The organism is Amycolatopsis sp. NPDC000009, from assembly GCF_055563465.1.
On record NZ_JBVHDI010000010.1, the window covers coordinates 45,232 to 58,656 of the forward strand.

The following is a 13,425-nucleotide window of genomic DNA, read 5'->3' on the forward strand; positions in this document are numbered from 1 at the left end:
TTCGTCCTCTGAATGCGGTAGTTGCACGCGCAAGGACCGCATCCAGAGGACGAAATGCGGGCGTCAGGGGTCGACGGCCAGGCGGTAGCCGCGTTTCACCACCGTCTGGACGAGTTTCGGTGCCCCCAACGAGCTCCGCAGACGCCCGATGGCGGTCTCGACGGCGTGTTCCTCGCCGCCGTCGGGCAACGCCGAGATCAGCTCCCGCCGGGAGAACACCCGCCCCGGTGACTCCGCCAGCGCCCGCAGCATCGCCATCGGCGCGGGCGCGATGTCACACCATTGCCCGTCCACCAGCGCTGCCTGCCCCCGCAGTTCGATACTCCGGCCACCCGCGGTCAGGTGAGGCGAACGGGATTCCAACGCCTCGGACACCGTCCGCGCCAACGCCCCGATCCGCGACCGCGCGGGCTGGACCGTCGGGATCCCGAGCGCGGCCAGCGGCGCGGCGGTGATCGGCCCGACGCAGGCCGCCACGACCCGCTTCTCCAGCGCCCGCACGATTCCCGGCAATCGTCCGGTCCGTTTCGCGACCGCCAGCATGGACGCCACCGCGGGCGCGCTGGTGAACGGCAACGCGTCCACCGAACCGTCGAGAACACCGTCGAGCAGCCGGTCCAGCGGGCCGGGATCGGCAGGCCCGACCCAGCGGTACACCGGCACCTCGATCACCTCGGCGCCCGCAGCGCGCAGACTGTCCACAAAGTACGGAAGCGGTTCGCCGTGCAGCTGCACCGCGATTCGCTGACCGTCCACACCGGAATCGAGCAGATGCCGAAGCACTTCGGCGTTGCTCTCCGAGGCTGGCGAGTAATCCTCCGAAAGCCCGGCCGCGCGGATCGCGCCCTTCGCCTTCGGACCGCGAGCCAGCAGCGACGACTTCCCGAGCCGGTCGAGCAGCTCCTCCCCCAGGCCCCAGCCTTCAGCCGCCTCGACCCAGCCGCGAAAGCCGATCCCGGTCGTCGCGACGACGGCGTCGACCCGGTCTTCGAGCAGACGCTGAGTGGCCGCCCGCAGTTCGGTGTCGTCGGCGAGCGGCACGATCCGGATGGCCGGGCCGTAGCGCACGGTCGCACCCTTACGCACGAACAGCGCGCCGAGCTCGTCAGCCCGCCGCGCCGCCGTGATCCCGATGACGAATCCCGCCAGGGGAAGGACTTCTGTCACGGTGAGAATTCCACCTCCACGATGCCCTCGGTGACCCGCACCGGATAGGCCGCGACCGAGACTCCTTCGGCATCCAGGCACGACCCGGTCCGCAGGTCGAAGCGTTCCTTGTACACCGGCGACGCCACCACGGGGACGCCGCCCGCGTCGCCGACGATGCCTCGTGAAAGCACCGCCGCGCCGCTGATAGGGTCCACATTGGACAGCGCGTACCACCGGTCTCCGGGCAGCCGGAAGATCGCCACCTGCGTCCCGCCTTCGAGCAGGGCGGCGACCCCGGACCATTCGGGGACGGCACCGGCCGCGCAGACGGCGGTCCACGTGCGCTGGATCGAGGTCGTCACTGTTTCACCTCCGGGATGCCCAGCAGCACGGGCACCTTCTGGTCGCGTTCGGTGCGGAACGAGATCGTCGGGTCCGGCGTGCCCGGCGCGTTGACGAACGAGCTGAACTTCGCCAGCTTCTCCGGGTCCTCCAGCACGCCGCGCCACTCGTCGGCGTAGTCGCCGACGTGTTTGGCCATCGCCGCGTCGAGGTCTTCGCAGATGCCGAGCTTGTCGTCGACGATCACCGCGCGCAGGTGGTCGAGTCCGCCCTCCATCTCCTCGACCCACGGCGCGGTGCGCTGCAAGCGGTCGGCCGTGCGGACGTAGAACATCAGGAACCGGTCGATCGTGCGGATCAGCGTCTCGGTGTCCACTTCGGACACCAGCAGATCGGCGTGCCGGGGGGTCGCGCCGCCGTTCCCGCCGACGTAGAGGTTCCAGCCCTTGTCGGTGGCGATGACACCGAAGTCCTTGCTCCGCGCCTCCGCACATTCCCGCGCACAGCCCGAGACGGCCGACTTCAGCTTGTGCGGGGAACGCAGGCCGCGATACCGCAGTTCGAGCTCGATCGCGAGCCCGACGCTGTCCTGCACGCCGTAGCGGCACCACGTCGAACCGACGCACGACTTCACCGTGCGCAACGACTTCCCGTACGCGTGCCCCGACTCGAACCCGGCGTCGACGAGCCGCCGCCAGATCAGCGGGAGCTGGTCGACTCCTGCGCCGAACAGGTCGATGCGCTGACCGCCGGTGATCTTGGTGTACAGCCCGAAATCCATCGCCACCTGAGCGATCACCATGAGCTTCTCCGGCGTGACCTCGCCGCCCGGAATCCGCGGAACCACCGAGTAGGTCCCGTTGCGCTGCAGGTTCGCGAGGAACTTGTCGTTGGTGTCCTGCAACGTCGCCTGCTCGCCGGCGAGGATGTGTCCGTTGCCCAGTGTGGCCAGGATGGACGCGATCGCCGGTTTGCAGATCGCGCAGCCGGTTCCGGTGCCGTAGCGGTCGATCATCTCGCTGAACGTGGTGATCCGCGTGGCCTGGAGGATCTGGAACAGCTCCGCGCGCGACTGCGTGAAGTGCTCGCACAGCGCCTTCGACTGCTCGACACCGCACGCCGTCAGCAGCTTGCCCAGCAGCGGGACACACGATCCGCAGGCCGTGCCCGCCCGCGTGCAGCCCTTGATCTTGGCGACCGAATCGCAACCCTCTTCGGTGATCGCGTGCGTGATCGCGCCCTTGGAAACCGCGTTGCAGGAACAGATCTGCGCGGCGTCGGGCAGGGCGTCGACACCGACCGCCGCCCCGCCACCGGCCGGAGCGAGGATCGCGCCCGGTTCGGCGGGCAGCGGCCTGCCGACCATCGCGCGCAGCGTGTTGAACTCGCTCGCGTCACCGACCAGCACGCCGCCGAGCAACGTCTTCGAGTCGTCCGAGACGACGAGCTTCTTGTACGTCCCGGCGACGGCGTCGTTGAACGCGACCTCCAGCGCGCCCTCGGTCGCCGCGTGCGCGTCGCCGAAGCTGGCGACGTCGACCCCCATGAGCTTGAGTTTCGTCGACATGTCCGGTTCGGGGAAGCTGCCCTCGCCGCCGGTCAGCCGTGCCGCGACGATCTCCGCCATCGCGTACCCGGGCGCCACGATGCCGTACACCTTGCCGTCCACGGCCGCGCATTCACCGATCGCGTACACCGCGGGATCGGACGTCCGGCAGGTGTCGTCGACCAGGATCCCGCCCCGCGCGCCGACTTCCAGGCCGGACGAACGCGCCAGATCGTCGCGCGGACGGATACCGGCGGAGAACACGACCAGGTCGACGTCGAGTTCGGTGCCATTGCCGAGCTTCGCGATGTAGCGTTCGCCGTCCGACTCGATGGCGTCGGTCGACGTTCCCGTGTGGACGGTCACGTCGAGGTCGGTGATCAGCCGCCGGAGCAGACCGCCGCCGCCTTCGTCGACCTGCAGCGGCATCAGGCGCGGCGCCATCTCGACCACGTGCGGCGAAAGACCCATGTCCCGCAATGCCTTCGCGGCTTCCAGCCCCAGGAGCCCGCCGCCGATGACGACCGCCGAACGACGTCCACGGCCGGGACGCTGAGCGGCTTCCCGGATGGCGTCGAGGTCTTCGATCGTCCGGTAGACGAAGCAGCCGGGGAGATCGTGCCCCGGCACCGGCGGGACGAACGGCCGCGAACCGGTCGCCAGCACGAGCGAGTCGTACGGCTGCTCGTATCCGGCCTCGGTGAGGACTACCTTGCGGTCCCGGTCCACCGAGGCGACGGCGTCACCGAGCCGCAGCTCGACCAGCGGATCGTCCGCGTAGTCCGCGCCTTCCAACGCGAGGGACGCGGGATCCCAGGTGTCCACATAGGACGTCAGGGCGACACGGTCGTAGGCGGGCCGCGCCTCCTCGGCGAGCACCACGACCTGCCACTCGCCCGCCTTGTCCTCCGCGCGCACCGCTTCGACGAGCCGGTGCGCGACCATGCCATGTCCGACGACGACGAGTTTCCGCATCAGACCTCCGCCCCGGCGAGCGCCAGACCTCGGGTGCTCGCCACCTCCGACTGCTGTTTGCGCAGGTACACCGCCCAAGTGACGGCGAAGCACAGGCCGTAGAAGACGAGGAAGGCGACGAACGCCGGCACCCCGCTCTTCGTGTCCGCGAACGACTGGCGGAAGGCCAGGTTGATGAAGAGCCCGCCGAGCGCGCCGATCGCCCCGGCCAGCCCGATCAAGGAACCGGAAAGCCTGCGGGCCTTGAGCATCTCCAGCGTCTCGTCCGCGCCCTCGCTGATCGCGACCTTCGCCTTGGCGCGGAAGATCGCCGGGATCATCTTGTACGTCGAGCCGTTGCCGATACCGGTGAGCACGAACAACACGATGAACGCGACGGTGAACAGTGCCAGCGAGTTCGACGTCGACGCGAGGATCAGCACCACGGTCGCCGCGGCCATGCCGACGAACGTCACGAAGGTGATCTTGCCGCCGCCGATCCGGTCGGCCAGCCAGCCGCCCGTCGGCCGCGAGAGCGAACCGAGCAGCGGGCCGAGGAACGTCACCGCGGCCGCCTGCAACGGCGTCCGGCCGAACTGGTTCTGCAGCACCAGGCCGAACGCGAAGCTGTACCCGATGAACGAACCGAACGTGCCGACGTAGAGGAACGACATCACCCAGGTGTGCGGATCCTTGACGACCTCGCGCATCGCCTTGGTGTCGCCCTTCATCGAGGCGAGGTTGTCCATGAAGAAGTACGCACAGGTCGCGGCGACCACGATCAGCGGAATGTAGATGTAGAGGACCACCCGCGGCGCGGTCGCGCCGACGGTGCCGATGACCAGCAGGCCGATCAGCTGGATCGCCGCCACGCCGAGGTTCCCGCCGCCCGCGTTGAGCCCGAGCGCCCAGCCCTTGTGCTTCTCGGGGTAGAACGCGTTGATGTTGGTCATCGACGACGCGAAGTTCCCACCGCCGACCCCGCCGAGCGCGGCGATCAGCAGGAACGTGCCGAGCGAGGTGCCCGGCTGCATCGCGATCGCCGCCAGGATCGTCGGCGCCAGCAGCAGCAGCGCGCTGACGATCGTCCAGTTCCGTCCGCCGAACCGCGCCACCGCGAACGTGTACAGCGGCCGCATCAGCGCGCCGATCAGCGTCGGCGTCGAGACCAGCAGGAACTTGTCGGCGGCCGAGAACCCGTACTGCGGGCCCATGAACAGGACCATGACCGACCACAGTGTCCAGACGGAGAAGCCGATGTGCTCGGCGAGGACGGAGAACCAGAGGTTCCGCCGGGCGACCTTCTTCCCGGTCTCCTCCCAGAACCGCTCGTTCTCCGGATCCCAGTGCTCGATCCAGCGCTTTCCACGAGCTGCCATGCGGTCCTCCTTGGTGGATGCGTTCGGGTTCACTGGGCGGCCAGCCATTTCGCGACCCCGCCGACGGCGTCCTTGCAGCCGCCGCAGCCGGTCGTCGCGCGGGTCGCCCCGGCGAGGGCGGCGACGTCGGTGGCGCCACCGCGCCACGCTTCGACGAGCCGCCCCTTGGTCACCGCGTTGCAGCGGCAGATGACCGCCGACGCGGGCAGATCGGCCGGGCTCGCCGCCGACGGCGCCCCGGGCGGCAGTGATCGTCCTAAAAGGACGGCCAACCGGTCTTCGGGCACCGGGGTGCCCCGGTCGAAGAGTTGCGTGATCGTCGCGGCCGCGTCGGGCAGGCCGAGCAGGATCGCGCCGGCCACCCGGTTCTCGCGGATGACGAGTTTGCCGTAGCGGCAGCCCGCCGGGTCGCTGAAGGTGAGCACTTCGGCGCTCGGGTCGTCCGCACCGGTCATCGTCTCGCCGAGCGCGGTGAGGTCGATGCCGCGGGCCTTGAGCCGCGTCACCGCCTGGGTGCCGCGATAACGTGACGCGGATTTCGTGCCGGTGACCAGATCCGCGACGACGGTGGCCTGTTCCCACGCGGGTTGCACGAGGCCGCCGAAAGCGCCCGGATGCTTCGCGCAGTCGCCGATCGCGTGGATCCGGCCGTCGCTGGTGCGCAGCAGATCGTCGACGACGATGCCGCCTTCGACGGTCAGCCCGGCGTCCACGGCCAGCTTCGTCTCGGGACGGACACCGGTGGAGACGACGATGAGGTCGGCGGGAACGTGCGTGCCGTCGTCGAGTTTGAGCCCGTCGCCGCTGACGTAGCGCGCGGCCCCGACGCCGAGCCGGAAGGCGACGCCGAGTTCTTCGAGTTTCCTGGTCAGCACCCGCGCGGATTCCGCGTCGAGCTGGCGTTCCATGATGTGCGGCATCGGATGCACGACGGTGACGAGGTTCCCGCGTCCGGCGAGGCCCCGCGCGGCCTCCAGGCCGAGCAGCCCACCACCGAGCACCGCGACCGGCGCGCCCAGTTTGGCGGCGTCGAGGATGCGCGCGCAGTCGTCGAGCGTGCGGAACGCGACGACGTCCGGGCCGGGTTCGAGCCCCTCGACCGGCGGCATCCACGGGTTGGCGCCGGTGGCGAGCACGAGGGCGTCGTAGTCCACAGTGGACCCGTCGTCGAGGTGGATCCGCCGCGCGTCACGGTCGATCGACGTCGCGGAGACACCCCGGCGCAGGTCGGCGCGGGTGCGGGACGGCCATTCGTCGTCGTGCAGCCGGACGGCCTCGGGCCGCATGGTGCCGGCGACCACCGACGAGAGCAGCACCCGGTTGTACGCGGTGTGCTCCTCCGCGCCGACGACGGTGAGCCGCACGCGTTCGCCATCGGGATCGCGTCGCTGGATCTCGTCCGCGAGCCGCGCGCCCGCCATCCCGTATCCGGCGATGACCACCGACCGGGGGCTCACGCGACGTCCTCGGCCGGGGCGAGCGCGACCGCGCACACCTTGAACTCGGGCATCCGGCTCGTCGGGTCGAGCGCCGGGTTGGTCAGCAGGTTCGCCCTGCCCTCGCCGGGGAAGTGGAACGGCAGGAACACGAGGTCGGGACTCAGCGACGCCACGCAGCGAACCCGCGCGACGGTCTCGCCGCGCCGGGATCGCACGACGGCGAGGTCGCCCTCGGCCAGTCCCGCCCTCGCGGCGGTGTCGGGATGAACTTCCACGAAGGCCTCCGCTACGACGTCGTTCAGCTCCTTGACCAGCCGGGTCTGTGCCCCCGACTGGTAGTGCTGCAGGACCCGCCCGGTGGTGGCCTGCAAGGGGAATTCGGTGTCGGGCAGCTCGGCCGGGCCGACGTGGTCCACCGGGACGAACCGCGCGCGGCCGTCCGGATGGGCGAACCGGTCGAGGAACATCCGCGGCGTGCCGGGATGCGATTCCGCCGGGACGGGCCAGTAGAGGGCCTCGCCGTCGCGGAGCCGGCCGTAGGTGATGCCCGAGTAGTCGGCGACACCGCCCTTGGATGCCTGGCGGAGTTCGGTGAAGACCGTCTCGGCGTCCGCTGGGAACCGGCCGTCGGGCTGGCCGAACCTGCGGGCGAGCTCGGAAAGCACGTAGAGATCGGTCTTCGCGCCGGACGGCGGGTCGATCGCCTTGCGGCGCAGGAGGATCCGGCCTTCGAGGTTGGTCATCGTGCCGTCCTCCTCGGCCCATTGGGTGACCGGAAGGACGACGTCGGCCATCGCCGCCGTCTCCGAAAGGACGAGGTCCGAGACCACCAGGAAGTCCAAAGAGGACATTTTGTCCTGGATGTTCCCGGCGCCGGGCGCGGAAACGACGAGGTTGCTGCCGAACACCATGAGCGCGCTCGGGCCGTCCTCGGTGCCGAGCGCGTCCAGCAGCTCGACGGCCGACCGGCCCGGCCCCGGCAGGGATTCCGGCGGCACGCCCCACACCCCGGCGACGTACTCGCGGGCCGCGGGGTCGTCGATCTTGCGGTAGCCGGGCAGCTGGTCGGCCTTCTGTCCGTGTTCGCGTCCGCCCTGTCCGTTGCCCTGCCCGGTCAGGCACCCGAAACCGGAACCCTTGCGCCCCGGCAGTCCGAGGGCGAGCGCGAGGTTGATCCAGGCGTTGACCATCGCGGTGCCGTTGGCGTGCTGTTCGGTGCCGCGCGCGGTGAGGACGTAGGCGTTGCGGGCGGCGGCGAGCTTGGCGGCGACGCGGCGCTGGTCCGCGGCGGATACGCCGGTGATCTGCTCGACGCGCTCCGGCCACCAGGCCGCGACCGAACGCCACAGCTCCTCGAAACCGTTGGTGCGCTTGTCCACATAGGACTGGTCCAGCAGGCCGTCGGCGACGACGGCGTGCAGGATGCCCTGCGCCAGCGCGAGGTCGGTGCCCGGCGCGGGCTGCAGGTGCAGTCCGGCGAGTTCGGCGGTCGGCGTGCGGCGCGGGTCGACGACGATCAGGTCCGCGCCCCGCAGGTGCTGGGTGAACGGCGGCATCGTCTCGGCGGGATTCGCGCCGATCAGCAGGACCGCGTCCGCGTCAGCCAGATCCGTGACCGGGAACGGCATACCGCGATCCGCGCCGAACGCCTTGATCCCGGCGGCCGCCGCCGACGACATGCAGAACCGGCCGTTGTAGTCGATCTGCGAGGTGCCCAGCGCGACGCGGGCGAACTTCCCGAGCAGGTACGACTTCTCGTTGGTCAGCCCGCCGCCGCCGAAGACGGCGACCGAATCGGCCCCCTTGGCCGCGCGGATCTCGGTGAGCCGCTTCGCGACGAGGTCGAGGGCCTGGTCCCAGGTCGCGGGCCGGAGTTCGCCGTCGACCCTGATCAGCGGTGTCGTCAGACGGGAGGGCGAAGTGAGGAGCTCCCCCGACGTCCAGCCCTTCTGGCACAGGCCGCCGGCGTTGACCGGGAAGTCACGCGGGGCGACGCGGGCGCCGTCGAGGCTCATCCCGCACTGCAGGGCGCAGTACGGGCAGTGCGTGTCCACCGCGGTCACGGTGGGGGCGGCGAGCGGCACGGGCACCTCCTCCAGGCGTCGATAGCGCTTGAAGGTAGGTAGGCCGTGTTACCTGGAAACTCCCGAATGTTTCAGGCGTTTGACATTGCCCGCCGCCGATGGACGTCACACCGTGAGGACGCGGGGGCCCTTTCAGCAGCTATACACACCGTGTATAGAACGTGTGTATAGTCGCCCGCATGTCCATCGGGAACACGTTGCTCGGCCTGCTCGAAGCCGGCCCGAAGCACGGCTACGACCTCAAACAGCTTTACGACAAGCAGTTCCGGCAAGACCGTCCGCTGCACTACGGGCAGGTCTACTCGACGCTGAACCGGCTGCTGAAGAACGGCCTGGTCGAGGAGAACGGCGTCGAGGCGGGCGGCGGCCCGGACCGGAAGCGGTACGCGATCACCGAGGCCGGCGTCACCAACGTCGAGGAGTGGCTGAAAAGCCCGGAAAACCCCTCGGTCTACCTGCAGAACACGCTCTACACCAAGGTCGTGCTCGCGCTGCTGTCCGGCCGCGGCGCGCAGGATCTGCTCGACGTCCAGCGGAGCTCCCACCTGCGCGCCATGCGCGAGCTCACCGCCCGCAAAACCGACGGCGACCTCGCCGACCAGCTGATCTGCGACCACGCGCTCTTCCACCTGGAGGCGGATCTGCGCTGGCTGGAGCTCACCGCCGCGCGCCTCGACGACCTCGCGCGCCAGCTGGCGCGCTGATCTGGGGACCACACAGTGGAAACACCGTTGTTACACGGGCTCGGCCTGCACAAGGCCCTCGGCCCGAATCAGGCGCTCGACGGGGCCGGGCTGACACTCGAAGCCGGCGAGATCGTCGCGATCATGGGCCCCTCCGGCTCCGGGAAATCGACGCTGCTGCACTGCCTGTCCGGAATCATGCGGCCCGACGAAGGTCAGGTGCTGTTCCGCGGACGAGATCTCGCGAGCATGTCCGACACCGAGCGCAGCGCCTTGCGGCGCACCGAATTCGGCTTCGTCTTCCAGTTCGGGCAGCTCGTCCCGGAGCTGACCTGCCTGGAGAACGTCGCGCTGCCGCTGCGCCTTGGCGGCATGAGGCGCCGCCACGCCGAGCGGATCGCGCGGACCTGGCTCGACCGGCTGGCGGTGGGCGACGCCGATGACAGCACACCCGGCCAGGTCTCCGGCGGGCAGAGCCAGCGTGTCGCCATGGCCAGGGCGCTGGTCACCGAACCGTCGGTGATCTTCGCCGACGAACCGACCGGCGCGCTGGACACGCTCAGCGGTGAGCTGGTCATGCGTCTGCTGTCCGAGACGGCGAAGCAGACCGACGCCGCCGTCGTCCTGGTCACCCACGAACCGCGGGTGGCCGCCTACTCCGACCGGGAGGTCATCGTGCGAGACGGCCGGACCCGCGAACCGGTGGTCACCCGATGACCGGGCGCGAAGACCTGCTGCTCGGGTTCCGGCTGGCCGTCGGGGGCGGCCGGGGCTCGATCGTCAGGCTCGTCCTGAGCACCGCCGGCATCGGGCTCGCGGTGGCGGTCCTCCTGGTCGGCGCCTCCGCGGGCACCGTGAAGGAGAACCGCGACCAGCGGGCGTACGCCGCCGCCCCGCGGCACGAACCGATCCCGGGTGTCGCACCGCTGAACCACCACGCGACGACGACCGACTTCCGAGGTCAGGCGATCTCACTCGTCCACCTGCACCCCACCGGGCCGAACTCGCCGGTCCCGCCGGGGGTGGACCGGCTGCCCGCGCCGGGTGAGGTCTTCCTTTCCCCGAAGCTGGACGAACTCGTCGCGGCCGACACCAGCGGGCTGCTGCGGCCCCGCTTGCCTGGCAGTCCGGTCGGGATCATCGCCGCGGAAGCCGTGCTCAATCCGAACGATCTGGTCGCCTACGTCGGCACGGCCACTCCGCGCAACGGCGCCGCGACCTACGCCTTCGGCGCCCCTCCCGGCTACGAAACGTCGTTCGAACGAGGGATTCTCTCGCTGCTGCTGGTCGGCCTGTTCGTCCTGCTCACACCGGTGTTCATCTTCGTCGGGACGGTCTCCCGGCTCGGTGGTGCGGCCCGCGACCGGCGGCTCGCCGCGCTGCGGCTGGCGGGCTCGTCCCTCACCCAGCTGCGCCGGATCACCGCGGCGGAATCCCTCGTGGGCGCCGTGGCCGGGCTGATCGCCGGCGCCGCGGCGTTCCTGCTCTTCCGTGGCGCGGTGGCGGACTTCCAGGTGTTCCGGTTCGGGGTGTACCCGAAGGACCTGACGCCGTCGTGGCCGCTGGTGGTGCTGATCGTGCTCGTGGTCCCCGCCCTGGCCGTGGCGGCGGCATGGGCGGCCCAACGGCATACGGTCGTCGAACCGCTCGGAGTCGTCCGCGAGACGGCGCCGCCGAAGCGGCGGTTGTGGTGGCGGCTGCTGCCGATCGTGGTCGGAATCGCCTTGACCGCACCGGATCTCGGCGTCGCGAGCGAATTGGGCCGCACGGCGCTGATCGGCGGTGCCGTGCTGCTGATGCTCGGGATACCCGCGGTTCTGCCGTGGCTGCTGGAACGCGCCGTCGCCCGGATCAAGGGCGGACCGCCGTCGTTCCAGCTCGCGATCCGCCGCCTGCGGAGCGACAGCGGGACCGCGGCGCGGGTGGTCGCGGGGCTCTGCGTGGTGCTCGCCGGGGCGATCGCGGTGCAGAGCGCGTTGGCGGGACAGGCGGCGACGGCCGCCCTCTACCAGGACCGGTCCGGTGGCCGGACCACCGTCCATGCCGACGGCTCGGTGGCCGACCAGGCGATGGCCGCCGTCCGCGCGGTCCCCGGCGCGACCGATTTCCAGGCCATGCGCTCACTGTTCGTCGACGCGGACAGCGCGCTCGTCCTGTTCGCCGTCGCCGACTGCGCCACGATCGAGGCGGCCACCACCGCGACCGGATGCCGGGACGGAGACGTGTTCTCCCGCTCCGGATCTGTCCACAAAGGACAGGCGATGAAGGTCACCGACGGCGACAAGCGGGAGCAGACCTGGACCGTTCCCGCCACTCCGCGCCCGTTCGACGCGAAGCCGTCGGGGCTCGCCGAGCAGCTCGGGCTGGATGTGCTCGCGACGCCTGCCGCGATGACGGGCGTCGACCTGGCCGGGGCCTCGGTCGCGGTGAGCCTGCGGGGGCCGTCCGGGAATCCGGACTTCGTCGAACTGGTGCGGAATTCGGTGGCACCCTACAGCGGGCAGCTCACCGTGGCGTCCTACAACGACGAACGGGCCGCCGACGAGACCCGGATGTTCGCCGACGCGCGGAACATCCTGCTCGGCGGCGCGTTGCTGGTCCTGCTGCTGGCCGGGGTGAGCCTGCTGGTGCTCGCCCAGGAACAGGTCCGGGAACGACGCCGGGCGCTCGGGGCGCTGTCCGCCACCGGCGTCCCGGTGCGGGTGATCGTCCGGTCCCTGTTGTGGCAGAACGGGATTCCGCTGCTGCTGGGCATCGTGGTCGCGACGGCGACCGGGATCGCCGTCGCCGTGCTGGGCAGGCGGCTGTTCTGGGACGGGCTGTACATCGACTGGTCCACGGTCGGGATGCTCGCCGCGGCGGCGATCGCGATGGTGCTGCTGGTGACGGCGTCGACGGTGCCGTCCGTCTTCGCGGCCGCGAAGACGGAGAACCTGCGCACCGAGTGACCTACAGAACGGCGCTCACGTCCCGGGCGGCGGCACGGAGTCCGTCGTGCGCCGCCCGGGTCGACCGCGGGTCGAGGGCGTTGGCGGCCAGACGGAAGAGGACCGCCCGCAGGAGAAGCTGAGGCCATTCGGGCAGATGGGCCCAGCGTTCGAGGAGATCGATGGTGGCGCCGCCCCAGGCCAGCGCGTCGACCGCGACGATCGCGGCGCCCCATTCACCGGGCCGGTGGTACGGCACGAAATCGACGATGCCCGGGGGCGCGTCGCCGTCGAAGAGCACGCCGGCGAGAAGCTCCCCGTGGACGACCTGGTCCGGCAGTTTGACCGGTCTTCGTGAACCGGCCAGCACCTCGAACCAGCGGCCGCCCTTGTTCTCGTCGAGGGACATTTCCGCCTCGCCCCAGGCGAGTTTGTCCGCGAGTGCCTCGATATCGGTGCGCCGTCCCAGGAAATCCGGCCGCGGCAACCCGGCCGTGGCGCGATGCAGCTTGACCGCCGCGTGCACGACCTCGTCGTACCGGTGCTCGGCCGTACCGGACACGAACCGGTTCGCCGACCAGCCGCCGACCACCCAACGGCCGTCGCTGGACCGGACCGGCTTCGCGACCCGCAGGCCCGGCTCGTCGATGGCTTCCAGCGCCCGCGCCGTCCACAGGGTCCGCGACTTGTCGACGACGGGTTTGAGCACGAGATCGTTGTAGCGCCAGGCGTTGGTGCCGGGCAGCGGTTCCGCGTCACCGGTACGTCCGCCGAACGCCGAACAGACGTGTTCCGGAGGGCTTTCAAGGGTGGCACGCACGGCTCGGGACGTTACCCCGTCTTCCGCGCCACGAACGAGAAGACGCGCTGGACTTGAGTAGCGATACTCAAGACAGGATCGCCGCTGACCTGCCATTCTTCG

At 70.4% G+C, this 13,425-nt stretch carries 10 protein-coding genes; 3 read left to right on the forward strand and 7 right to left on the reverse strand.

What is annotated here, in order from left to right:
* Positions 1-63 precede the first annotated feature (63 nt).
* The 6 genes from ACZ3HL_RS25050 to ACZ3HL_RS25075 are packed head-to-tail and all read right to left on the reverse strand — an operon-like array spanning position 64 to position 8,893.
* Positions 64-1,167, reverse strand: a complete 1,104-nt coding sequence (locus tag ACZ3HL_RS25050; RefSeq protein WP_465534105.1) for a uroporphyrinogen-III synthase — start codon at positions 1,165-1,167, stop codon at positions 64-66.
* A complete protein-coding gene (gene nirD, locus ACZ3HL_RS25055) occupies positions 1,164-1,511 on the reverse strand; it encodes a nitrite reductase small subunit NirD (RefSeq protein ID WP_465534107.1) in 348 nt (115 codons plus the stop codon). Before nirD ends, ACZ3HL_RS25050 begins: the two co-directional genes overlap by 4 nt.
* Complete coding sequence (gene nirB / locus ACZ3HL_RS25060; RefSeq protein ID WP_465534109.1) at positions 1,508-4,012, reverse strand: nitrite reductase large subunit NirB; 2,505 nt, start codon at positions 4,010-4,012, stop codon at positions 1,508-1,510. Before nirB ends, nirD begins: the two co-directional genes overlap by 4 nt.
* Complete coding sequence (locus tag ACZ3HL_RS25065; RefSeq protein WP_465534111.1) at positions 4,012-5,370, reverse strand: nitrate/nitrite transporter; 1,359 nt, start codon at positions 5,368-5,370, stop codon at positions 4,012-4,014. The genes nirB and ACZ3HL_RS25065 overlap by 1 nt, the downstream gene beginning before the upstream one ends.
* A 29-nt stretch (positions 5,371-5,399) precedes the next feature.
* A complete protein-coding gene (locus tag ACZ3HL_RS25070) occupies positions 5,400-6,827 on the reverse strand; it encodes an FAD-dependent oxidoreductase (RefSeq protein WP_465416897.1) in 1,428 nt (475 codons plus the stop codon).
* Entirely contained in the window at positions 6,824-8,893 is a 2,070-nt protein-coding gene (locus ACZ3HL_RS25075; protein ID WP_465534113.1) for a molybdopterin oxidoreductase family protein, read from the reverse strand. The genes ACZ3HL_RS25070 and ACZ3HL_RS25075 overlap by 4 nt, the downstream gene beginning before the upstream one ends.
* Positions 8,894-9,072: 179 nt before the next feature.
* Here ACZ3HL_RS25075 and ACZ3HL_RS25080 point away from each other — a divergent pair, with 179 nt between their 5' ends.
* The 3 genes from ACZ3HL_RS25080 to ACZ3HL_RS25090 are packed head-to-tail and all read left to right on the forward strand — an operon-like array spanning position 9,073 to position 12,524.
* Positions 9,073-9,597, forward strand: a complete 525-nt coding sequence (locus ACZ3HL_RS25080) for a PadR family transcriptional regulator (protein ID WP_465416901.1) — start codon at positions 9,073-9,075, stop codon at positions 9,595-9,597.
* A gap of 15 nt (positions 9,598-9,612) precedes the next feature.
* Positions 9,613-10,293 carry an ABC transporter ATP-binding protein gene (locus tag ACZ3HL_RS25085; RefSeq protein ID WP_465534115.1) on the forward strand — a complete coding sequence of 227 codons (681 nt, stop codon included), beginning with the start codon at positions 9,613-9,615 and terminating at the stop codon, positions 10,291-10,293.
* Entirely contained in the window at positions 10,290-12,524 is a 2,235-nt protein-coding gene (locus ACZ3HL_RS25090) for an FtsX-like permease family protein (protein ID WP_465534117.1), read from the forward strand. Before ACZ3HL_RS25085 ends, ACZ3HL_RS25090 begins: the two co-directional genes overlap by 4 nt.
* A gap of 1 nt (position 12,525) precedes the next feature.
* Here ACZ3HL_RS25090 and ACZ3HL_RS25095 read toward each other — a convergent pair whose 3' ends face one another.
* Positions 12,526-13,323 (reverse strand): TIGR02569 family protein, encoded by a 798-nt coding sequence (locus ACZ3HL_RS25095; RefSeq protein WP_465416907.1) that lies wholly within the window; start codon positions 13,321-13,323, stop codon positions 12,526-12,528.
* Positions 13,324-13,425: the final 102 nt, after the last annotated feature.